This is a genomic window from Paraburkholderia sp. GAS348, assembly GCF_050434205.1.
GTDB lineage: Bacteria > Pseudomonadota > Gammaproteobacteria > Burkholderiales > Burkholderiaceae > Paraburkholderia.
Window position 1 is genome coordinate 38,548 of the sequence record NZ_JBNPVT010000026.1, and the last position, 21,984, is coordinate 60,531.

17 protein-coding genes and 1 pseudogene are annotated in these 21,984 nt (G+C 62.0%); 13 read left to right on the top strand and 5 right to left on the bottom strand.

What is annotated here, in order from left to right:
• Window positions 1–42: 42 nt before the first annotated feature.
• Window positions 43–1,062 carry a helix-turn-helix transcriptional regulator gene (locus P3T22_RS28800; RefSeq protein WP_429326797.1) on the bottom strand — a complete coding sequence of 340 codons (1,020 nt, stop codon included), beginning with the start codon at window positions 1,060–1,062 and terminating at the stop codon, window positions 43–45.
• Window positions 1,063–1,259: 197 nt separating this feature from the next.
• Here P3T22_RS28800 and P3T22_RS28805 point away from each other — a divergent pair, with 197 nt between their 5' ends.
• The 5 genes from P3T22_RS28805 to P3T22_RS28825 all read left to right on the top strand — a co-directional run bounded on the left by P3T22_RS28805 (window position 1,260) and on the right by P3T22_RS28825 (window position 7,747).
• Window positions 1,260–1,460 (top strand): hypothetical protein, encoded by a 201-nt coding sequence (locus tag P3T22_RS28805; RefSeq protein ID WP_429326814.1) that lies wholly within the window; start codon window positions 1,260–1,262, stop codon window positions 1,458–1,460.
• 94 nt (window positions 1,461–1,554) lie between these two features.
• Entirely contained in the window at window positions 1,555–3,156 is a 1,602-nt protein-coding gene (locus P3T22_RS28810) for a benzoate-CoA ligase family protein (protein WP_429326798.1), read from the top strand.
• A gap of 8 nt (window positions 3,157–3,164) precedes the next feature.
• Complete coding sequence (locus tag P3T22_RS28815) at window positions 3,165–3,998, top strand: alpha/beta fold hydrolase (RefSeq protein ID WP_063496719.1); 834 nt, start codon at window positions 3,165–3,167, stop codon at window positions 3,996–3,998.
• A 347-nt stretch (window positions 3,999–4,345) separates the two neighbouring features.
• Window positions 4,346–6,145 (top strand): methyl-accepting chemotaxis protein, encoded by a 1,800-nt coding sequence (locus P3T22_RS28820; RefSeq protein WP_429326799.1) that lies wholly within the window; start codon window positions 4,346–4,348, stop codon window positions 6,143–6,145.
• Window positions 6,146–6,166: 21 nt separating this feature from the next.
• Window positions 6,167–7,747 (top strand): methyl-accepting chemotaxis protein, encoded by a 1,581-nt coding sequence (locus P3T22_RS28825; protein ID WP_063496721.1) that lies wholly within the window; start codon window positions 6,167–6,169, stop codon window positions 7,745–7,747.
• 60 nt (window positions 7,748–7,807) lie between these two features.
• Here the strand turns inward: P3T22_RS28825 and P3T22_RS28830 are convergent, their stop codons facing one another.
• Both P3T22_RS28830 and P3T22_RS28835 read right to left on the bottom strand, forming a co-directional pair.
• Complete coding sequence (locus P3T22_RS28830) at window positions 7,808–8,188, bottom strand: DUF5594 family protein (protein WP_429326800.1); 381 nt, start codon at window positions 8,186–8,188, stop codon at window positions 7,808–7,810.
• A gap of 150 nt (window positions 8,189–8,338) precedes the next feature.
• Window positions 8,339–9,247 (bottom strand): LysR family transcriptional regulator, encoded by a 909-nt coding sequence (locus P3T22_RS28835; protein ID WP_063496723.1) that lies wholly within the window; start codon window positions 9,245–9,247, stop codon window positions 8,339–8,341.
• A gap of 156 nt (window positions 9,248–9,403) precedes the next feature.
• On the opposite strand from P3T22_RS28835, the gene P3T22_RS28840 reads away from it, so the two are divergent.
• From P3T22_RS28840 to P3T22_RS28860, 5 genes are all read left to right on the top strand, one after another.
• On the top strand, window positions 9,404–11,524 hold the full coding sequence (locus tag P3T22_RS28840; RefSeq protein ID WP_063496724.1) for a 3-hydroxyacyl-CoA dehydrogenase NAD-binding domain-containing protein: 2,121 nt from the start codon (window positions 9,404–9,406) through the stop codon (window positions 11,522–11,524).
• Between the two features lie 106 nt (window positions 11,525–11,630).
• Window positions 11,631–12,839 carry an acyl-CoA dehydrogenase family protein gene (locus tag P3T22_RS28845; protein WP_063496725.1) on the top strand — a complete coding sequence of 403 codons (1,209 nt, stop codon included), beginning with the start codon at window positions 11,631–11,633 and terminating at the stop codon, window positions 12,837–12,839.
• A gap of 12 nt (window positions 12,840–12,851) precedes the next feature.
• Window positions 12,852–13,982, top strand: coding sequence for an acyl-CoA dehydrogenase family protein (locus tag P3T22_RS28850; protein ID WP_063496726.1), 1,131 nt, complete (start codon window positions 12,852–12,854; stop codon window positions 13,980–13,982).
• Between the two features lie 641 nt (window positions 13,983–14,623).
• A complete protein-coding gene (locus P3T22_RS28855) occupies window positions 14,624–16,222 on the top strand; it encodes a methyl-accepting chemotaxis protein (protein ID WP_429326801.1) in 1,599 nt (532 codons plus the stop codon).
• Window positions 16,223–16,476: 254 nt separating this feature from the next.
• Entirely contained in the window at window positions 16,477–17,799 is a 1,323-nt protein-coding gene (locus P3T22_RS28860; protein ID WP_429326802.1) for a tyrosine-type recombinase/integrase, read from the top strand.
• Between the two features lie 586 nt (window positions 17,800–18,385).
• Here P3T22_RS28860 and P3T22_RS28865 read toward each other — a convergent pair.
• Window positions 18,386–19,357, bottom strand: a complete 972-nt coding sequence (locus tag P3T22_RS28865; RefSeq protein ID WP_429326803.1) for a hypothetical protein — start codon at window positions 19,355–19,357, stop codon at window positions 18,386–18,388.
• The gene (locus tag P3T22_RS28870; protein ID WP_429326804.1) at window positions 19,350–19,940 is read right to left on the bottom strand and encodes a DUF6932 family protein; all 591 of its coding nucleotides are present in this window, start codon (window positions 19,938–19,940) and stop codon (window positions 19,350–19,352) included. Before P3T22_RS28870 ends, P3T22_RS28865 begins: the two co-directional genes overlap by 8 nt.
• A 574-nt stretch (window positions 19,941–20,514) precedes the next feature.
• On the opposite strand from P3T22_RS28870, the gene P3T22_RS28875 reads away from it, so the two are divergent.
• The 3 genes and pseudogenes from P3T22_RS28875 to P3T22_RS28885 all read left to right on the top strand — a co-directional run.
• Window positions 20,515–20,733, top strand: coding sequence for a helix-turn-helix transcriptional regulator (locus tag P3T22_RS28875; protein WP_429326805.1), 219 nt, complete (start codon window positions 20,515–20,517; stop codon window positions 20,731–20,733).
• Complete coding sequence (locus P3T22_RS28880) at window positions 20,706–20,927, top strand: hypothetical protein (RefSeq protein WP_429326806.1); 222 nt, start codon at window positions 20,706–20,708, stop codon at window positions 20,925–20,927. Before P3T22_RS28875 ends, P3T22_RS28880 begins: the two co-directional genes overlap by 28 nt.
• A gap of 140 nt (window positions 20,928–21,067) precedes the next feature.
• Window positions 21,068–21,979, top strand: a pseudogene (locus P3T22_RS28885) (toprim domain-containing protein); the annotation flags it as partial.
• Window positions 21,980–21,984 lie beyond the last annotated feature (5 nt).

A 21,984-nucleotide genomic window follows, 5' to 3' on the forward strand; every position in this document is an offset into this window, starting at 1 on the left:
TTAATGCATGTTGACTAGTAAACCCTGGAATCCCACACCACGTCAGACATCGTCCGGCGACTCGGCCGCGAGCCTTGCGGCAAGCCGGTCGCGCAGTTGCAAGTAGGCGTCGGCCAAGGTTTTTTCGCTGGTGTCGAAGATCATGTCGGCACGGCCATACAGTTCGCCGCGCCCCGCCAGGATGCGCTTGAGGTCATCCATCGCTTCCTTGTTGCCGGACATCGGGCGCAGATCGCCTTGCGCGACGACACGGCGCATATGCTCTTCCGGCGTGGCTTGCAGCCACACGGTGAAGCAGTGCGACAGCAGCGCGTTAAAGGTGCCCGCCTCCGACACCAGCCCGCCCGGCGACGCGATCACCGCGCGCTCGTGCTCCTGAATCACCGCCTCGAGCGCCCGGTGTTCATAACGCCGGTACGCGCTCGCGCCATAGAGGGAATGAATCTCCGATGGCGGGCAGCCGGCAAGTTGCTCGATCACACGCGTGAGTTCGACGAACGGCACCTTGCGCTCCTGCGCCAGCATCCGTCCAAAGGTCGACTTGCCGGCCCCGCGCAAGCCGATCAGCGCGATCCGGTCCTTGCGGTGCGGGTCGCGCGGCGCTTGCGCGAACATCTCGGCAAGCGCCACGCGGGCGCGCTGCAGCGCCGCCTGGTCGCGCCCCTGCAGCAATTCGCGGATCAGCAGCCATTCGGCGGAAGCCGTGGTCTCGTCGCCGATCACTTCGGCCAGCGGGCAGTTCAGCGTCGCCGCGATCTGCCGCAGCACCAGCACCGACGCATTGCCCACGCCCGATTCCAGATTCGCCAGATGACGCTCCGACAAACCGGTTTCGGCCGCCAGCGCCTTGCGCGTCATGCCGCGGCGCGCGCGCAGCAGGCGCACGCGATCGCCCATCGCCGTCAGAAAAGGATCGCGCTCCTCGCGCTCGCCGCCGCGCTCCGCCGCTGGGTCGGCCTCTGGGTTAGCCCCTTTGCCGGCCCCGCGCCTGGCCCGACCCGCGCGGCTTGCGTCCTCATCGGCTGGATCGTCCGGCGGCGCGGAAGAGTAATTTTGGTTCATGTTTAACTGCCCCTTGAATACATTACATGTACTATAGTGCTTGACAGGGCACTTGTTGAACAGTTAATTTTCGCCAAATATTGATCCAATAACCAACGCTGTCGAGGTTTTTCGGCAGCGTCTCGGAAACGGCGAGACGATACGCACGAGTTAACGTGCGTGCGCCCGCTGATCTGGAGGCTCGCCTGAGACCCGCCATGCGCGAACGATTGAAAAACTACGTCGCAGGCCAGTGGGTCGCGGGCGGCGGTGGAGGCACGACGCTGACCGACCCGATTACCGGCGAAGCACTCGGCGGCCTGCGTGCATTGGGTTTCTATCACAGGCGCTCTGCGATTCAGGCATCGAACACTGCAATCGACGCATTGACGCAAATCACGCATTTGCCCGCAGCGTAGCGGCACGAGACAAGCATCGAGCAATCAGACAGTACGCATCGAGCGGATCATAAGCACATAACCGCCGGACCGCCTCACCCGATGGAGGAGACATATGGATGCCCTGCTGGAACCGGCTGCGCGTCAGCCCGCCGCGACGGTCGAACCGCCGCCTGCGGCATTTAATTTCGCGGCCTACCTGTTTCGGCTGAATGAATCGCGCGCCGGTAAGACCGCGTATATCGACGACACCGGCGCCACCTCTTACGGCGAACTCGAAGATCGGGCCCGGCGCTTCGCAAGCGCACTGCGCACACGCGGCGTGCATCCGGAAGAACGCGTGCTGCTGGTGATGCTCGATACCGTCGAACTGCCGATCGCCTTTCTCGGTGCGCTCTATGCGGGCGTCGTGCCGGTCGTCGCGAACACGCTGCTCACCGCAGCCGACTACGTGTACATGCTGACGCACAGCCACGCGCGCGCCGTGATCGCATCGGATGCGTTGCTCTCGAATGTCACGCAGGCGATGGATACGGCCGAACACGACGGTTGCCAGTTGATCGTCTCACAGCCGCCCGAAAGCGACGCAAGTGAGCCTTTAGCCGCACCGCGACTCAAAGATCTGATCGACGCGGCCGCGCCGGCTGTCAAAGCATGCGCGACAGGTTGCGACGATATTGCGTTCTGGCTGTATTCGTCAGGCTCGACCGGCAAACCGAAAGGCACGGTCCACACACATGCGAATCTGTACTGGACTGCGGAGTTGTACGCAAAGCCGGTTCTCGGCATCGTCGAAAGCGATGTGGTTTTCTCGGCGGCCAAATTGTTCTTTGCGTATGGTCTGGGTAATGGCCTGACGTTCCCGCTTTCGGTCGGCGCTACGGTCGTATTGATGGCGGAGCGCCCCACCGCTGACGCCATTTTCACGCGCCTCGTGCGGCATCGCCCGACCATTTTCTACGGCGTGCCGACGCTCTACGCGGGCATGCTCGTCTCGCCCAACCTGCCCCCACGCGCCGACGTCGCGATGCGCATATGCACGTCGGCGGGCGAAGCGCTGCCGCGCGAAATCGGCGAGCGCTTTACAGCACATTTCGGCTGCGAGATTCTCGACGGTATCGGATCGACCGAAATGCTGCATATCTTCCTGTCGAATCGCGCGGGCGAAGTCGAATACGGCACCACGGGGCGCCCCGTGCCCGGCTATGAAGTGGAACTGCGCGACGAAGCCGGGCATGCGGTGCCCGATGGCGAAGTCGGTGATCTATTTATCAAAGGGCCGAGCGCGGCGTTGATGTATTGGAGCAATCGGGAGAAGTCGCGCGCGACCTTCCTTGGCGAGTGGATTCGCAGCGGCGATAAATACCAACGCCTCGCGAACGGCTGCTACGTGTATGCGGGCCGCAGCGACGACATGTTGAAAGTGAGCGGTCAGTACGTATCGCCCGTCGAGGTGGAAATGGTCCTGGTGCAGCACGAAGCGGTGCTGGAAGCCGCAGTGGTTGGCGTCGATCACGGCGGCCTCGTCAAGATCCGCGCCTTCGTGGTGTTGAAGCGCGAATTCGCGCCGTCTGAGATACTCGCGGATAAGTTGAAGGCTTTCGTCAAGGAACGGCTCGCGCCGCACAAGTATCCGCGCGATATCGTGTTCGTCGACGATTTGCCAAAAACCGCTACCGGCAAGATTCAACGCTTCAAACTGCGCGAACAGTCATAAGGTGATCCATGCAGAACCCCGCAACCACGGCCTTTGTCAGCGACTTCGCAGAGCTGCCCGCCACGGCGTCGCATGGGCCGTTGCGCATTGAATACCGCTGGGTGAACGAAGCGGCAGGCAATGCACCGATCGCCGTTTTCCTGCATGAAGGACTCGGCTCGGTTGCGATGTGGCGCGACTGGCCGCAAGCCTTATGCGAGCGTCTCGGCATGCGTGGCCTTGTCTATTCACGGCCTGGGTATGGACTGTCCACACCGCGTGAACACGCCGTCAAGTGGCCAGTCGATTTCATGACCGCACAAGCGCGCGATATCCTGCCTGCTTTGTTCGGCGTACTCGATATCGATATGCAGGCGCGCAAGCGCATGTGGGTGATCGGGCATAGCGACGGCGGCTCGATCGCGCTGCTCTACGCAGCGCTGCATCCGGATGCATTGGCCGGCGCGGTGGTAATCGCACCGCATATATTCGTCGAAGACCTCTCGGTGGAAAGCATCGCGCAGACCAAAGCGCTCTACGAAACCACCGATCTGCGCAGCAAGCTCAGCCGCTATCACTCGGACGTCGATTCCGCGTTCTATGGCTGGAACGATATCTGGTTGAATGCGGCGTTCAGGGAATGGCGCATCGTCGATGAACTGGCCGCCATCAAGCAAGCTTTGCTCGCGGTGCAAGGCCACGACGACAACTACGGCACGATGGCGCAGATCGATACGATCGGCGAGCGCGTACCGCACGCGCAACTGGTCAAACTCGATGCGTGTGGGCACTCGCCTCATCGCGATGCGCCGGACGCGTTGAACGAGGCAATCGCGGCGTTTATCTCGCGGCAACGACGATAACAAGGTTCAATTCAGCCCGTGCGAAAAGAAGCGGCCGCTGCGATAAAAAGCAGCGGCCGTTTTTTTCATGCATTCGCGTCGTAGCGCGTCATACTCACCGCTATTGTCATACGAATACAGCGCCCCGCAACCCATTTCCAGGGCGATGTTTCGGCATCCATTGAAAACCCCGCATCGCGCGAAAAAATGTGTAGCATCGCGGCGCGCCGCCACAAGCGGCGTTGCCGGCCGCCGTCAGAAACTGAAAGCATTACCCGCTCAAGTCCCAACTGCCCACGCCGTATACCGCGTATGAGGCCCCCGCCTCACCGACTACGGCTCACTGCTTACTCCGAAAGACTCCCGACATGTTCTCCTCCATTCGCGCGCGCATCGTCGCCCTGTGCGTCGCCATCGTTGTGGTCGCGCTCGCTGCTAACGCGGTTCTCAACTATGCCGTCGCCAACTCGTATAACGCCGATGCCATCGAAAGCAGTTTGAACGCAGTCGAAAGCGGTCATGTAGACGGTATCGACGACTGGATCGCCGCCAATAGTCAGATGATTAACTCGTTGCAGGACGCGGTGCTGCAACCCGACCCGTCCGCCGCGTTGAAGCAGATCGCCGCAGCCGGCAAGTTCACCAACGTGTACGTCGGCTACGCGGACAAGACCGCGAAGTTCTCCGACCCGACCGGCATTCCGCCCGACTACGATCCGACCGGCCGCCCCTGGTACAGGCAGGCCGCCGCAGCGGGCAAGCCGGTGGTGACACCGCCGTATGTGGATGTGGGCACGGGCAAGCTGGTGGTCGCGTTCGCCGCGCCCGTGGTGCGCGATGGCGTAGTGAAAGGCGTGGTGTCCGGCGACGTCGCGATGGACAGCGTGATTGCCAACGTCAAGGCGATTCATCCGACCCCCGCGAGCTTCGGCATGTTGATCGACGCGAGCGGCCATATCGTCGCGCACCCGGATGCGAAGCTGACCTTGAAGCCGGTGTCGGAGCTCGCCCCCGCTCTCACCAGCGACAAGCTGGCCGCGCTCTTCAGCGCCGAGCACCCTGTCGAAGTCGACCTGAACGGCAGCACGAAGCTGCTGCGCGCCGAGGCTATCCCCGGCACCGATTGGTACGCAGTCGTCGCGCTCGACAAATCGGAAGCGACGGCGGGCATGCGATCGCTGTTGACCGCTTCGGTCATCGCCTTGCTCGTGATCGCCGCGATCGCCGCCGCCATCGTAGCCGCGGTCACCGCCGTGTCGTTCCAGCGCCTGTCGAAAGTACGCGATGCGATGGACGCGATCGGCTCGGGCGAAGGCGATCTGACACAGCGCCTGCCGGCCGCCGGCAACGACGAAGTCGCGCAGATCGCGCGCTCGTTCAATACCTTCATCGACAAACTCAGCCACGTGATGCGTCAGATTCGCGATACCAGCGAATCGGTGCGCGTGGCCGCGAATGAAATCGCCGCGGGCAACGTCGATCTGTCGGGCCGCACCGAATCCGCCGCGGCCAGCCTGCAACAGACCGCTGCGTCGATGGAGGAAATCACTTCGACGGTCACACAGTCGGCCAGCGCCGCGAAGCAGGCCGACGATAGCGCCGTGTCCGCGTCGCAGGTCGCTTCGCGCGGCGGCGTGGCAATCTCCGACGTGATCACGACGATGGGCGAGATCGAACAGGCGTCGGTGAAGATATCCGACATCATCGGCGTGATCGACGGCATTGCGTTCCAGACCAACATCCTCGCGTTGAACGCGGCGGTTGAAGCGGCGCGCGCCGGCGAACAGGGCCGCGGCTTCGCGGTGGTGGCCGGCGAGGTGCGCAGCCTCGCGCAACGCAGCGCCCAGGCGGCGAAGGAAATCAAGGCGCTGATCGAAGCGACCGTGGCGAGCGTGACGTCCGGTTCGGGCCAGGTGCGCCAGGCCGGCGAGACGATGACGGAGATCGTCAGCAACGTCGCCAACGTGACGACCATCATTTCCGAAATCACCCAGGCCGCCAACGAGCAAACGCGTGGGATTCAGGAAGTCAACCGCGCGGTCAGCCAGCTCGACGAAATGGTTCAGCAAAACGCCGCACTGGTCGAGGAATCCACGGCGGCCGCCGCCGCGTTGCAAAGCCAGGCCGTGAGTCTTGCCAGTGCCGTCACGCAGTTCAAGCTGGACTAAAGTACGCCAAAGGAAATCGCAGTGACGTTTTATCGCAATCTGAAGATCGCTGTTAAGTTGGCGCTGCTCGGCGCCGTGCTGCTCGCCGCGACAATGGTGGTGGGCCTGGAAGGCTGGCACGCATTGTCGAACACGCATGCGTTGCAAATTCGGTCCGCGCAAACGCTCAGCCAGTATGCGCAGGCAGCCGACATCGCACGCGTCGCGCAGGTCGAATTCAAGAAGCAGGTGCAGGAATGGAAAGACCTGTTGCTGCGCGGCGCTGATCCGGCTGCGTTCGCCAAATACCGCGACGCCTTCAGCAAGGAGAGCGGTGCGACGCAGGCTGCCCTGCAGCGATTGAAAGATCAATTGAGTGCACTGGGCGCTAACGTTGACGGCGTCGACAAGGCGCTCGCCACGCACGCCTCGCTGCAAGACAGTTACCTCGACGCGCTCAAGCACTATGACGCGGCCGATCCGAATACGGCACACGTTGTCGACGGTCTGGTCAAAGGGATCGACCGCGCGCCGACCGCCGCGATCGACGGCATCGTCGCCGCGGTGATGCAGCAGGCGCAAGACTCCAACGTGCGCACGGGCGAGGCCGCAGAACGCGCGTACACGCTCGCCTGCGTGCTGCTTCTGTCGGTCGTGATCGGCTCGCTTGGCGTGGGCAGCTTCGCGATCTGGTTCCTGAGCCGCAGCATCACGTTGCCGGTCAGGCAGGCGGTGGGCGTCGCGCAAGCGGTTGCGGCAGGCGATCTGCGCACCGATGTCGCCGTGGTGAGCCGCGACGAAACCGGTCAGTTGCTGGCCGCACTCAACGAAATGAATCAGCGCTTGCGGCATTTCGTCGGCGAGATTCGTGAAGGCGCGAACACCATCTCTTCAGCAACGCAGGAAATCGCCGCGGGCAACCTCGATCTGTCGGCACGCACCGAACAACAGGCCGCGTCGCTCGAAGAAACCGCCGCGTCGATGCAGCATTTCACCGACTCGGTTCAGCGCAATGCCAGCAACGCACGCGAGGCCACCACGCTCGCGCAAACCGCTGCGCAAGCGGCACGCGACGGCGGCGTCGTGATGACCGACGCGGTGCGCACAATGGGCCAGATCCACGCGTCGTCCAGGCGTATCGTCGACATCATCGCGGTGGTCGAAGCGATCGCCGCGCAGACCAATATTCTGGCGCTCAATGCCGCCGTTGAAGCGGCGCGCGCCGGCACACAAGGGCGCGGTTTCGCGGTGGTCGCGAGCGAAGTGCGCAGCCTGGCCCAGCGCTCGGCCGACGCCGCGCGAGAGATCAAGACGCTGATTCGCGAGTCGGCTGCCACGATCGACGCCGGCACGCAGTTAATCAATCACGCGAGTCAGACGATGGACGGCGTGGTGCAAAGCGCGGGCAGCGTGACGCGCATCGTCGAGGCGATCGCGACGGCCAGCGTCGATCAGGCAGCGGGCATTGCGGAAGTGAACGATGCGGTCACGCAAATGGATCAGGTGACGCAGAGCAACGCGGCGTTGGTCGAGCAGGCGGCCGCGGCGGCCGATGCGGTGCAGAGCAAGGCATCGGGTCTGGTGCAAAGCGTGCGTTTCTTCCGGATTGGCGCGGCGGATTGATCGTGATCTTCTGCCGGATCGGCGTTGGGTGATTTTTTCGACGCCGCCTGGAACCGCCGCTTAAGATTCAAAATCGAGTCCGCCGATCAATGCCATCGGCTCGGCTTGGGTGTGCGAGACAAAATCCAGTTCGCGCACATGGCGCCAGGCTTCGAGCTTGCGCGGCAACGCGGCCAGATAGCCGGCGAAGCGCGCCTGCCCTTCCGCCCCCATCAGACGTTCGATCTCGTCGCTGTCCCAGGTGAGAAACAGATTCAACGGATGCGGGTAGTGGCCGAGGCCTTCGATCGGCGCTGCGTGGATCCGCACGCGAGTGGGGTGGCCGTGGCCGCCGTAAGGCAGCACTTCGGCGTGCACAGTGGTGCCGAAACACGCGGCGAGCGCCTCGGCGATGCGAGGTGCAAACTGTTCATCGAAACGAGTGGCACTCTCTTGGCGCATCCAGGTCTCCGACGGGCATCACAACGAGCGAAGCATCGTAGCATGTGGGGCTGGCCGCGGTCGCGGAAGGCGCGGCGTGTGCGGATTCCGTTCGGCAGGGTTCCGTGCGTCATGCGCACGTTCCTCAAAGGAAAACCGCTTGCTCGCAACTCAAGCAGAGCCCCCTCTTCCACTTCCCCTCACCTGCTCCAGAATGAACTCGATAAAACTCGCCGCCGCGCGCGTGTGATGCCGATTCGGCATATAGAGCAGGTACATGTTCGTACCGAAAATGCTTAACCGCCATTCATCGAGCGCCGTCACCACATCCCCACGACGCAAGTCGTCCTGCACCACGTAATCGGGCACCAGACCGACACCCAGGCCGGCCAGCACCGCCTGGCGCAAGAATAGAAAGTTCTCGGAAATAATCGTCGGTTCCAGCAGCACTTCGTGGCGCTCGTCGCGCAGATAAGCCGCCACGCGCAACTGCTTGCCGACCACCGCCGCCGTAATCAACGGCGCCGTGCGCAGATCATCAAGCCGCACCGGCATGCCGCGGCTTTCGGCAAAATCCGGCGAAGCACAGGCAACATAGCGCACCGGCCCCATGTCGCGCGCGACGAGATTCTGCGGCGGCTCGGACATCACCCGCACCGCGATGTCGACCTCGTCGCGCATCAGATCCTCCACGCGATTCTCGAACATCACATCCAGCACGATGCCCGGATAAAGACGCTTGAATGCGATCAGCCAATCCGACATCACCAGTTGCCCATAGCCACTCGGCACACTCAATCGCACTCGCCCCTGCAAGCTCTGTCCGAGCGTGGTGACCGACTCGCGCGCGGCCAGCAGCGCGTTCTGGATCGTGCGGCCGTGCTCGTATAACTGCAGACCGATTTCGGTCGCCTCGACCCGGCGCGTGGTGCGCCTCACCAGTTGCAGCCCGATGGAGCGCTCCAGCTGGTTCAGGTGGTAGCTCACGTTCGCGCGGCTCATTTTCAGCCGCCGCGCGGCTTCGCTCAGGTTGCCCGCATCGAGGATATCGACCAGCAAGGTCAGCGAATTGACGTCCATGACACGGCCTTTGTCAAAATAGTTTTGACAGTCTGTCAACGGTCTATGTAATTGTCAATAAACCTTGACCAACCGACAATCGCAGAATTCGCCAGACCCGGTATGCCCCGATCTGCCTCGATCTGGCCCGGTAACCAACCGTCAGGAGACGACACGATGACCCTCACCTCTTCCGCCGACGTTGTGACGCGCGAATTGCGCGGCAAAGTCCTGCTAGTCACGATCGACCACGCGCCAGTCAACGCCTTGTCCGCCGACGTGCGGCGCGGCCTGCTCGCCGCCATTGAAGCCGCGGATGCCGACAAGGCCGTCGAGGCCGTGCTGATCGTCGGCGCCGGGCGCAACTTCATCGCAGGTGCGGACCTTCGCGAGTTCGGCAAGCCGCCGGTGCCGCCGTCGCTGCCGGATGTCTGCAACCGCATCGAAGCGTGTGCGAAGCCGGTGGTGGCCGCCATTCACGGCGCCGCGCTCGGCGGCGGCCTGGAAGTGGCCCTCGCGGCGCACTACCGCCTCGCCGTGAATGGCGCGAAGCTCGGTTTGCCCGAAGTGCAACTCGGCCTGCTGCCGGGCGCAGGCGGCACGCAGCGTGCGCCGCGCCTGATCGGCGCGCAGGCCGCCCTCGACCTGATCCTGAGCGGCCGCCATGCCAGCGCGAAAGAAGCGCTCGCGCTCGGCCTCGTCGACCGGCTCGGCAGCAGCGACGACATCCTCGCTGAAGGACTCGCCTATGTGCACGAACTGCTGGCCGCTCACGCGCCAGTGCGGCGCACGCGCGACGCCACTGCGCTAGGCGACCGCGCCGCGAGCCTCGCCGCCGTCACCACCGCACGCGCGGAAACGGCGAAGAAATCGCGCGGCCTGTTCTCCCCGCTCAAAATCGTCGATGCCGTGGAAGCCGCCGTCGAACAGCCTTTCGAAGACGGCCTGCGGCTCGAACGCAAACTGTTCCTGGAATGCATCGACAGCCCGCAGCGTGCCGGGCTGATTCACGCGTTCTTTGCCGAGCGCGAAGTGCTCAAGGCGCCGGAAACACGCGAGGAAAAACCACGCGCGCTGAACAGGATCGGCGTGGTGGGCGGCGGCCTGATGGGTGCGGGTATCGCCGTCGCGGTGCTCGACGCAGGCTTGCCGGTGACGATGATCGAACGCGACGACGCGTCGCTCGCGCGCGGCCGCGCGCACATCGAAAAGGTCTACGACGGTCTGATCGCCAAAGGCCGCATGAGTGCGGAGAAAAAAGCCGACGTGATGACGCGCTGGCAGGGCAGCACCTCGTACGACGCCCTCGCCGACGCCGATCTGGTGATCGAAGCGGTATTCGAGGACCTGGCGGTGAAAAAAGCCGTGTTCGCCGAACTCGATCGCGTCTGCCAGGCCGGCGCAGTGCTGGCCACCAACACGTCGTATCTTGACATCGACGCGATCGCGGCCAGCATTTCGCGCCCCGCGGACGTGATCGGCCTGCACTTCTTCTCCCCCGCCAACATCATGAAGCTGCTGGAAGTGGTGGTGCCGAAGCAGGTCAGCGCGGACGTGGTCGCCACCGCGTTCGAACTCGCGAAGAAACTGCGCAAGACGCCGGTGCGTGCCGGCGTGTGCGACGGCTTCATCGGCAATCGCGTGCTGGCGGTGTATCGCAGCGCGGCGGACGCGATGATGGAAGACGGCGCGTCACCCTATCAGATCGATTCGGCCGTGCGTGCGTTCGGCTTCCCAATGGGTCCGTTCCAGGTGGCCGATCTCGCGGGTGGCGACATTGGCTGGGCCACGCGCAAGCGGCGCGCGGCCACGCGGAACCCTCAGGCGCGCTATGTGCAGATCGCCGATCGGCTTTGCGAACGCGGCTGGTTCGGCCAGAAAACCGGTCGTGGATTTTATCTGTACCCCGAAGGTTCGCGCGCCGGCGTGCCGGACGCTGAGGTCGAGGCCATCATCGACGCCGAGCGCGAACGCGCCGGCATTACGCCACGCACGTTCACCGACGATGAAATCATGCGCCGCTACATGGCCGCGATGATCAACGAAGGGGCCAACGTCGTGCATGAAGGCATCGCACTGCGGCCGCTCGATGTCGACGTAACCTTCCTCTATGGCTACGGCTTTCCGCGTCACCGCGGCGGTCCGATGAAATACGCCGATACGGTAGGCCTCGCCACGGTTCTCGCGGACATCCGCGAGTTCGCCAAAGAAGATCCGCTGTTCTGGCAAGCGTCGCCGCTGCTGGTCGAACTGGTGGAGCGCGGCGCCGATTTCGCGAGCCTCAACCAGTCGGCTTGAGACGGCACGTCATTTGGAACATGCCCGACCGGTGGCGGCCTGATCGCCCCCGGTCCGCCGGTCCGCCGGTCCGCCGGTCCGATAAATATCGAGGAAAGAACCCGCTATGAATCTGAACTTCACACCTGAAGAAGAGGCATTTCGCACCGACGTGCAGCGCTTTTTGCGCGACAAGATCCCGCAGCGTCTCGCCGGCAAGGTCCATGGCGGCCGCCGCCTCACGCGCGACGACATGGCCGAGTGGCAAGCGATACTCAACGCGCAAGGCTGGCTCGCCAATCATTGGCCGAAGGAGTACGGCGGCCCGGGCTGGAACGCCGTGCAGAAATTTATCTTCGAGAATGAATGCGCATTGGCAGGCGCACCGCGTATCGTGCCGTTCGGCGTCAACATGCTCGGCCCGGTGTTGATCAAATACGGCAACGAGGCGCAAAAACGCCACTGGTTGCCGCGCATTCTCGACGGCTCGGACTGGTGGTGCCAAGGCTACTCGGAACCGGGCGCGGGCTCGGACCTCGCCTCGGTCAAGACCACCGCGGTACGCGGCAGCGACGCGCAAGGCGAGCACTACGTCGTCAACGGCCAGAAGACCTGGACCACGCTCGGCCACTACGCGAACATGATCTTCTGCCTCGTGCGCACCGCCACCGACGTGCGCAAGCAGGAAGGCATCAGTTTCCTGCTGATCGACATGAATACGCCAGGCGTCGACGTGCGCCCGATCATCACGCTCGATGGCGAGCACGAAGTCAACGAAGTGTTCTTCACGGACGTACGCGTGCCCGTCGAGAACCTCGTCGGCGAAGAGAACAAGGGCTGGACCTACGCCAAATACCTGCTCACGTATGAGCGTACCAATATCGCGGGCGTCGGCTTCTCGGTGGCCGCTTTCAATCGGCTGCGCAAGATCGCCGCGAAACAGCAGCGCAACGGCCGGCCACTGGCGGATGATCCGTCGTTTGCCGCACGCATGGCGCGCGTCGAGATCGATCTGGAGAACATGAAGACCACCAACCTGCGCGTGATCGCGGCGGTGGCCGGCGGCGGCGTACCGGGCGCCGAGAGTTCGATGCTGAAAATTCGCGGCACTGAGATCCGCCAGGAAATCTCCTCGCTCACACGCCGCGCGATGGGACCGTATGCGCAGCCGTTCGTCGAGGAAGCCTTGCACGATGGCTTCGAGGGCACACCAGTCGGCCCCGACGAAGCCGCGAGCGCTGCCGCGCTTTACTTCAACAACCGCAAGCTGTCGATCTTCGGCGGCTCCAATGAAATCCAGAAGAACATCATTTCCAAAATGATCCTGGGACTGTAAGGGGCACACGCCATGAATTTCCAGCACACCGAAGATCGCCGCATGCTGGCGGATACGCTCAACCGTTTTGTCACTGAGCAATACGGCTTCGAAACGCGCGACCGGATCGCGTGCTCGCCTGAGGGCTTCAGCGCCGACCAGTGGAATCGTTTCGCGGAACTCGGCATTATCGGCGCCTTGTTCGATGAAGCCGAGGGTGGCTTTGGCGGCGGCGGCTTCGATATCGCTGTCGTCTTCGAGAGTCTGGGCCGCGGCCTCGTGGTCGAGCCGTTTCTCGATACGCTAATCGTCGGTCAGGCGATCGCGCGTGGCGGCAATGAAACGCAAAAGACCGCGCTTGGCGATTTGATCGACGGATCCCGGCTCGTTGCGCTTGCGCATGGCGAGCCGGACGGCCACTACGAACTATCGCGCGTGACGACGCGTGCAGAACGCAACGGCAACGCGTGGAAGCTGAATGGCGCGAAAGCGGTCGTTCAGCAGGGCGAGAACGCGTCTCTCTTTCTCGTCTCCGCGCGCACGGACGGCGCCGACGATGACGAAGCCGGCATCGCGCTCTTTCTCGTCCCTCGCGACGCCGCCGGTGTCAACGTGCGCGGCTATCGCAAGATCGACGGCGGCCGCGCGGCCGAGGTCGCGTTCGACAACGTCACGCTGGGCGACGACGCATTGCTCGGCACACCCGGCGAAGGTTTTGCGACGCTCGAATACGCGATCAGTTGCGGCGTGCTTGCCTTGTGCTCCGAAGCGGTCGGCGCGATGGATGTCGCTAAGGACTACACGCTTGAGTACCTGCGTACACGCAAACAGTTTGGCATGCCGATCGGCAGCTTCCAGGCGTTGCAGCACCGGATGGCGGATCTGCTGCTCGAGATCGAGCAGGCGCGATCGGCGGTGATCAACGCTGCGGCGGCGCTTGGGGCTGAGCGCACCGTGCGGGAACGGGCGGTTTCGGCGGCGAAGTACAGTATCGGCCGGATCGGGGCGCTAGTCGCCGAGGAATGTATTCAGCTGCATGGCGGTATCGGCATGACGTGGGAGTTGCCGTTGGCTCACTATGCGAAGCGCCTCGTGATGATCGACCATCAACTGGGCGACGAGGATCATCACCTCGAGCGGTATATCGCGCTCGGGAGGGGTTGAGCGCTGGATTCAAGGCCGTGGATCTGATTGCCGGGTTGTGGGGAAACACGTCGCGTACCCGCTTAGCCGCAGCCGCTCTTTCGCCGCCCAGGCGGTCCCAACGAACTCCAGATCCACGGTACAAGATCCCCTTTCGCCGTGCCAGAAGACGCGGGAAGTCCAGCGTTGCCTGAAAATCACGTGCCCGCAGCCATAGCGCGCATGCGGGGTCGCTGCTTTAGAGCAAGGAGTACGTAGACGCGCGATATGCAGATTCACGCCTTGGGTGCCACCCGTACGTTCATTTTTCTCGTCGGTCGTTGAACGATGCGGTCTGCCATGACGTTAGTGCAAAGCGCAGCGATGGAACATACCTGGAAATGAGTATCTCCACGTCGCTCTCGACCCCGTTCGATATACGGTTTGCAAATCATACGAAGATTCGGCGCGGCGTGCATCGGACTAAAGTCCCATGCCGAAGATATCAATCGCGCCAGGTTAAACCCGTATCGCCCGAATTTACGTGCTGCAAACGCCAAAAAAATAGTTTTTTCCGCTACTGAGAGTGCACTAGCATTGCCGGCACAAACAATAAACCGGCCAGCGCGCGCATTCAAATACGTCAATCGGCGCGCAGCCCATCGACCAGAAAAAGAACTGCCATGGCCCAAATTAAAGTCTCCGCGCGACTGGCGCTTGGTTTCGGCACCGTACTCCTATTGCTCACGGCCATTTCCGCTATGGGGATGAGCGGCGTAGCCAGTATCCGCGGCAAACTCGACGACATCGTCAAAGTCCACGACGCCGAGACGGCACTTGCTACGAACCTGCGTGGCGCGGTCAGCGGCATCGCCATTGCGATCCGCAACGTGGCTTTGTTGACGGACGAGAAAGACGTCGCGAACGAACAGGCGTCCATTGCCAGGCAAGAAGCGGTTTATACAGAGAACTATCAGGCGCTTGGGCGCCTGTTCAACGCGTCGTCCCTGACGACCGACGACGAGCGCCGGCTATTCGCCATGCTAAGGCAGGAAGAAGCCGCAACCTTGCCGCTCGTCGAAAAGGAAGCACGGAGTTGGGCACTGTCGACCGATCAGGACGCGGCAGTGAAGGTCCTCGTGAGCGAAGTGCGTCCGAAACAGGTCGTCTGGCTGACCACCCTCGACGAACTGCTTACGCTGGAACAAACCCGCAGTCGGGCCGCAGCGAATGGCGCCGCTTCCACCTACGCGACCTTGCAGGTGGTCACCGCCGCCTCGGTGGCAACCGCGCTGCTGATCGGCTTGACGGCGGCGTTTCTGATTACGCGCGGCATACTCAGGCAGCTTGGTGCGGAGCCCGCCGAGGCACAGCGCATGGCACGGGAGATCGCCGCCGGCAATCTTGCGGTGGCAGTCAAGCTGAACAAAGGCGACACACATAGCCTGATGGCCTCGCTCGAAACGATGCGCGTGCAACTGACATCCATCGTCACGCAAATCAAGACTTCAGCAGAGTCGATCGCAGTGCGTGCCGACGAGACGGCCGAAGGCAACGCCGATCTTTCGCAACGTACCGAGCAGCAAGCCGCCTCGCTGCAACAGACGGCTGCCAGCATGGCGGAATTGACCTCCACGGTCAGGCAGAACAGCGAGGACGCCACGCAAGCTAGCGCGATTGCAAACATGGCTTCCGACACTGCCGTCCAGGGTGGCCAAGTGGTCGAACGCGTCGTCACGACCATGAAGGACATCTCCACGAGTTCGTCGAAAGTCGGGCAGATCATCAGCGTGATCGAAGGCATCGCGTTCCAGACGAACATCCTTGCGCTGAACGCCGCCGTCGAAGCGGCCCGCGCTGGTGCCCAGGGACGCGGATTTGCGGTGGTCGCGAGCGAGGTGCGCACGCTGGCTCAGCGTAGCGCGGGAGCGGCCAAGGAAATCAAGACATTGATCGAGCAGTCGGCCGGGCACGTCGTAGCCGGCGCCCACCTCGTTGCCGAGGCAGGTGCGACGATTGACCAGGTCATGCGATCGGTGCATCAGCTCACCGGCATCATGGGCAAGATCGCGCACGCATCGACCGCGCAAACGACGGGCATCGAGCAGGTCAACCACGCCGTTGCCGAAATGGATAAGGTCACCCAGCAGAATGCGGCACTTGTCGAACAGGTTTCCACCGCAGCGCGATCCATGGCCAGCCGGGCAAGCGGTCTGCGCGATTCAGTGGCGGTCTTCAGAATCGGCGATATGCAGGAAGCGGACGCGGTCGTGCATGAGTAGGATACGGACGCAGAAATAGAAAAAGGCCTCACAAGCATTGCTTGTAAGGCCTTGATTTCTTTGGTCGGGGCGAGAGGATTTGAACCTCCGACCACCTGCACCCCATAAAGATTTATAACGATCCGGAGTCCTACATAAATATCCGGAAAGCTTGTATAATCAAGGCTGTACGGAAGTCAGTTTGCACGGATACGTCCGGTCAGGATCGGCTGAATCTGGTGATATTCCGGTAACGGACGGTAACGGGAAGCGACATGGGAAAGCTCACAGTACGGGGAATTGAAAGCGCGAAGCCGAAGAAGGCGGCCTATCATCTGGCCGATGGCGATGGCCTGCGGCTCCGGATCGCAACCGACGGCTCAAAGGCATGGCAGGTCAAATACACCGCCAACGGCAAGGAGACAACGGTGACGCTGGCGCGCCGCTATGGCGCCCGCACCGATGATGGCCATCTGTCGCTTGAGGATGCCCGCTTTGAGGCGACCGCGATTCGTGCGAAAGCACGTCAAGGCATCGATCATCGTACCGAAGAGGCACAGCGTCTGGCTGCCGAGCGTAAGCGCCACGAAGCCGAACAGCAGCGTCTGACTGTACGTCAGCTGTTCACCGAATGGAGCTCGCTCGATCTCGTGCGCCGTAAGGACCAGGGTGCAGAAACCAAGCGCGGGCTCGAAAAGGATGTACTGCCGAAGCTCGGCGACCGTCACGCCGACACAATCCGGCGCGCCGACATCATGTCCGTGCTTGACGCGGTCAAGGCGCGTGGCGCTGCACGCCTCGCGAACCGGCTGCTTGCCGAACTGCGCCAGATGTTCGGCTTTGCTCTGGTGCGCGAGATAGTCGCGGCAGACCCGACGTCCGGCATCGAGAAAAAACATGTTGGCGGTCAGGAGCAGGAGCGCGAACGCGTCCTCTCCGAGGCCGAAATCCGCAGCCTGCCGGCGAAACTTGCGGACGCGAACCTCCTGAAAACGACGCAGCATGCTGTGTGGGTAATGCTCGCAACACTCGCACGGATTGGCGAACTGACCCAGGCACGCCGTGCCGACATCGATCTGGTGGCGGGCACCTGGATTATTCCGGCCAGCCACTCAAAAAATGCCAAGGAGCACACAATCTACCTGAGCGAATTTGCCAAAACCCACCTCCGCGCGCTGCTCGAACTGAACTACGACGAGGTGTGGCTTTTCCCGGCAGCTCGCAAGAACGGATCTGTATCTTCGAAGTCCATTACGAAGCAGATCTATGACCGTCAGGGCGCGGCCAGTGGCACGCCGTTGAAGCATCGCAGCCTGCACATCGACGCGCTTGTCTTGCCAGGCGGGCGCTGGACGCCGCATGACCTGCGCCGTACGGGCGCGACGCTCATGGGCGAACTCGGTGTCCATGGCGATGTAATCGAAAAGTGCCTGAACCATCTGGAACAGAACAAGATCAAGCGCACATACCAGCGTGCCGTCCGCCAGCAGGAGCAAGCAGACGCATGGCGCGTGCTCGGCGCACGCCTAGAACTCCTGGTGGACAATCCGTCGAACGTTGTGCCGCTGCGGCCAGAAGCCAACTTGTGTGCGGCATAAGACCTAAAGTCTGAACGCGATTTGACGGCCACAATCGGATCAGGTCTTGGGCGGCTTCATCGTCCACAAAGTGAAAGGCAGTAATCGAACGTGAGCCGCCGTTCGACCCACCCTCTCGGCCAGTCCCGCTCTCGACACCGTAGCGATGGCCAGCTTGTTCTGCCGCAGCAGCGCAACACAGGTGCTCAGACCGGATAGGCAGTGAGGTTTATGCATTTGGGATGTTCTCCGGCAGCGTTATATGGATACCGGTGTTTTCGCTCGTAAGACTGCGGTTCGGCCGATGCCGACGACGAACAGCACTTCATGCGCTTTCGAAATGGCGTTTAGTTGACCTGCCATTTTCGACGATAGCCCTGCGCGACGGCACCATCAACCGCCGTAAAAACACTCCGCCGCCGAGACCGCCGATAAGCACACCGCCGAAGGCCTGAAGATTACACGGCTACTTCCTCCTTCACCCCCGACGTGGCCACAAAACAGCGTCGGCAGCAGTAGCGCGCTTGGGGTCGGCATACGGTCGCCCCTACTTCAATTGTTCCCGGCTGAGAAATGAAAAAACCGCCTCATGGGCGGCTTCGAGTCTTCAGTTATCACCCGGTTCCGGTCGCACAAGCCGCTGCAGGGTATGTACCTGCCTTGGCGCTCGGTTCCGCTCGCGCAGCTCACGGGTCTTAATTTCGACGACCCACGGTGTCCGAGTGATGGCGCGCGGGTCTACTGGCTGCTGCTCGTCGTTGCCTTGGCCATGAATCTGACGGAAAACGGATGCGCTGAGGGTTCCCTTTAGGATCGCCTGCTGGCCTTCGACCATGGTGATGAGATCGAACCGTTTCGACTCGGGCAATACGAAGAGCGTGCCCGTCATTTCGACGTCGCGCTCCACGATTTCCATGGCCTGAGTACGCTCGCGTGCACGCGACACCGCATGGCGATCGAGCAGGAAATCCCGCGTGCCATCGACGACACGCATCGTCGCACCGAAGTCGTCGAGACGTTGGAAGAATTGCCGAAGCGTGACCAGAAGACGCTCATCCAGTTCAGAGGCCGCTTCCTCAAACACGGCCTCATCGTCGGCACCAACCCGCGAAAGAATGTCAGTCACCTCGTCGACTGCTTCCTTCAGCGGCGTTTCGACTAGCTGCACATCGTTGCCCGATTCCTCAAGCACAAAACCCACGGATCCGCGCACGATGTTTGTTACGAGCATCTGTGACGTGTCGCCACCCGGCACCGGTCCGCGTTGAGCCAGCCGGCCAAATTCACGACCAGAGTAACGCTTCGAAACGAGCGACTGTAAATCTTCGAGCGCCTTGCCGGCGAAGTCAGCATTGATGCCGCGTGAGCCTTGAACGGGGCGTCCACCGAAGAACACGCCGAGTTCCGCGTGCGTTACCGGACGCGAGACGATCTGATCTAGTGCCTGCTCGATTTCTTCCTTGCGGGCGCTGAACTGATACCAGCCGATTGGATCGTCGTCCTCCGAGAAGGACGTAAGCATTGCGTCAACGGCTGAGAGATCGGCCTTCAGTGCGTCGACTTCGAGCTTCCTAAGCATCGTCGCCTCCCTGGTCATCAAACTGGAGGTTCTCCAGCATTGTCCTCGCCTGTATGTCGTCAGAAACCAGCGGCACCTGCACCATCCCCTTCCACAATGCTGTCGCTCGTTGATGCGAGAACAGCCCAAACCAGTACCGCGTACGGTCGACAAGAAGGTCGGGACGCAATTGCCTCATGTCGACAAAGAACGCATCACAATTATGAAGCCGTTTGGTCTCGACACGGTTAAACAAAGCCTGGTTTTGCACGAACCATGCGCGATAAGCGAGCAGATCGGCGAATTGCGGCCCATAGGCAAAGGTGACGACGTCGATGTCAGCGGGCGGGCGTCCCCTCGACTGCTCCACGTCTTCGACAAAGCTTCCATCGAACCATTGGAACCCTTGAGTAAGGCCGATGTTCCGCAATGCTTCGCGGTACGCGATCAGCCCATTAAGGAGGTCGGCGCGATGCCGTGACGTTGCAAACTGCTGCGCAAACTCCAGAAACCCGGCCTGGTACGGCGACATGTTCGCCGACTGCGTGGGGTCAGCGCCAGTGTATGGCGGTAGGACCATCGAGGCATTGAATCGGGGTAGCACACGGTTCCCGTGGTTGTTTTTTGTGGTTCGCAATTATCGCAAGAACAATTAGACAGAGTACGATCATAGGGGTTTACCCCTAGCCTCTTACCGAGCAAGGCGCTGTTGCCGTTGACGATGGAGGTGAATCCGAACGATCCGGAACCGCTTACGCTATGGCACCGAGCGAAATCGGCCTCGTTGCGATCGGCCGTTGAGAGAACCGCGCACACCAAATGTCTCGAGTTGCCCGATTGTGGCATCACGCTCCACGACAGGCTACGCCGGATTCCTGCTTTCATTTTGCCTGCAGCGGGCAATACGCCCAAACCCGAGCTCAGCGACAAACGTGGGCAACGTTTTTTCCGATGACGAGCGGCCTGATTTAATCACCGATCGTGGCCGGTGCCGGCGCGCATGATTCACGGCAACGCATCCACCGAACCTGACCAAACGCGGCACGGAACTGTTGTAAAAAAGCAACAATTCCAGACTCAAACAGATCACCCCGTACCACAAGAAATCGTCGTGACAAAAGAATTGGCTGGGTAGCAGACGCCCGTCGCTACTGAAAATTCTTTTAGAGGATCTAACGATGATGTATCACGCTTCTTCCCAGCCGGCCGGCAGCCATGCCGATGCCGCGTTTTACCGTATGGGCCGCTTGACCGCGAAGCTGGGCGTCGGCCGCAGCACGTTGTATGAATGGATCAAGGCAGGGCGCTTCCCTTCGCCGGTCAAGCTCGGGCCGAAGGCGGTCGGCTTCCGCGCCGAGGACGTCCATGCATGGATCGCAGCGCGCGAAGCAGCATGACGACAAACGAATTGCCGCACGCCGTCATCGTTAAAGAGACGAAGAAACACTTCTATGTCAGCTGCCCGCACTGCGGCGAGATCCATATGCACGGCGCTGCACTGGGGCCACGCGTGCCGCATTGCTGGGGAACGCACCCCGGCCGTCCGCATTACGTAATCACGCGCCCGGATCGCATCCGCCGCCGCGCCTAAGCCGCAAACCTTGCCGCCACCACTGGGATTCGAATCTCAGTGCGTGGCAATTCTAGCTCCATGAATTTCAACAACAATCCTACGGCGGGCCGCTCATGTATTTGACCGATTGCGCCGTTGTAGATCAATTTGTCGCCGCGATGCGCGACAAAGATATCGACGTCAATCCGGCCGACGTCGTCCCCGACGGCGAGTTTCATCGTATCCATGTTGAAGGCGACGCACGCGGAACGCTCAATGGTTGGTACGTGCTGCACGCCGACGAGCACCCGGCCGGGAAATTTGGCTGCAATAAGCGGTACGGCAACGACATCAAATTCCCCTGGAAGGCCAAGCAACAACACGCTGAGCCTTTGACGGACGCCGAGCGCCACGAGCTGCGCGAACGCCGTGAGGCGCAACGCCGTGAGCGCGAAGCGGCCGACGCCAAGCGCCATGCGACCGCTGGCGAGCTCGCCATTCGCATCTGGAATAACGGGGCCGACATCGACGGCGACGCGCACCCGTACCTCAAGCGTAAAGGCATTCAGTCGCACGGCCTGCGCAAAGGCGCGTGGGAAAAGTTCGACCCGAAGACCGGCACGTTCAAGGTCGTCGATAAAAACGCGTTGCTCGTGCCAATCCGCGATGCACAAGGCTCGATCCATTCGCTCCAGGCGATTTTCCCCGATGCCGACAATCGACTTAAACGCGACAAGGACTACCTGACGGATGGCGACAAGCGCGGCCGGTACTTCCCGATCGGCAAGCCGCAAACCGTCAACGGTAAGCCCGTTATTCTGATATGCGAAGGCTACGCGACCGGCGCGAGCCTGCATGAGTGCTCGGAGCATGCTGTAGTCATTGCGTTCGACGCGGGCAACTTGCTGCCTGTGGCGCAAGCGTTGCGCGAGGAATACCCGGTCGCAACGATCATCCTGTGCGCAGACAACGATCAATGGACGCTGGCGCCGGTCAAGAATCCGGGCGTCACGCGTGCGACGGAAGCGGCGAAGGCGATCAATGGGCTCTTGACCTTTCCGCCATTCACTAACGCAGACGGCCGCGACGAGGACGG

Bases quoted from the DNA above. Each gene is read 5' to 3' on its own strand.
- P3T22_RS28800 (WP_429326797.1), bottom strand. From the start codon at position 1,062: ATGAACCAAAATTACTCTTCCGCGCCGCCGGACGATCCAGCCGATGAG.
- P3T22_RS28805 (WP_429326814.1), top strand. From the start codon at position 1,260: ATGCGCGAACGATTGAAAAACTACGTCGCAGGCCAGTGGGTCGCGGGC.
- P3T22_RS28810 (WP_429326798.1), top strand. From the start codon at position 1,555: ATGGATGCCCTGCTGGAACCGGCTGCGCGTCAGCCCGCCGCGACGGTC.
- P3T22_RS28815 (WP_063496719.1), top strand. From the start codon at position 3,165: ATGCAGAACCCCGCAACCACGGCCTTTGTCAGCGACTTCGCAGAGCTG.
- P3T22_RS28820 (WP_429326799.1), top strand. From the start codon at position 4,346: ATGTTCTCCTCCATTCGCGCGCGCATCGTCGCCCTGTGCGTCGCCATC.
- P3T22_RS28830 (WP_429326800.1), bottom strand. From the start codon at position 8,188: ATGCGCCAAGAGAGTGCCACTCGTTTCGATGAACAGTTTGCACCTCGC.
- P3T22_RS28835 (WP_063496723.1), bottom strand. From the start codon at position 9,247: ATGGACGTCAATTCGCTGACCTTGCTGGTCGATATCCTCGATGCGGGC.
- P3T22_RS28840 (WP_063496724.1), top strand. From the start codon at position 9,404: ATGACCCTCACCTCTTCCGCCGACGTTGTGACGCGCGAATTGCGCGGC.
- P3T22_RS28845 (WP_063496725.1), top strand. From the start codon at position 11,631: ATGAATCTGAACTTCACACCTGAAGAAGAGGCATTTCGCACCGACGTG.
- P3T22_RS28850 (WP_063496726.1), top strand. From the start codon at position 12,852: ATGAATTTCCAGCACACCGAAGATCGCCGCATGCTGGCGGATACGCTC.
- P3T22_RS28855 (WP_429326801.1), top strand. From the start codon at position 14,624: ATGGCCCAAATTAAAGTCTCCGCGCGACTGGCGCTTGGTTTCGGCACC.
- P3T22_RS28860 (WP_429326802.1), top strand. From the start codon at position 16,477: ATGGGAAAGCTCACAGTACGGGGAATTGAAAGCGCGAAGCCGAAGAAG.
- P3T22_RS28865 (WP_429326803.1), bottom strand. From the start codon at position 19,357: ATGCTTAGGAAGCTCGAAGTCGACGCACTGAAGGCCGATCTCTCAGCC.
- P3T22_RS28875 (WP_429326805.1), top strand. From the start codon at position 20,515: ATGATGTATCACGCTTCTTCCCAGCCGGCCGGCAGCCATGCCGATGCC.
- P3T22_RS28880 (WP_429326806.1), top strand. From the start codon at position 20,706: ATGGATCGCAGCGCGCGAAGCAGCATGACGACAAACGAATTGCCGCAC.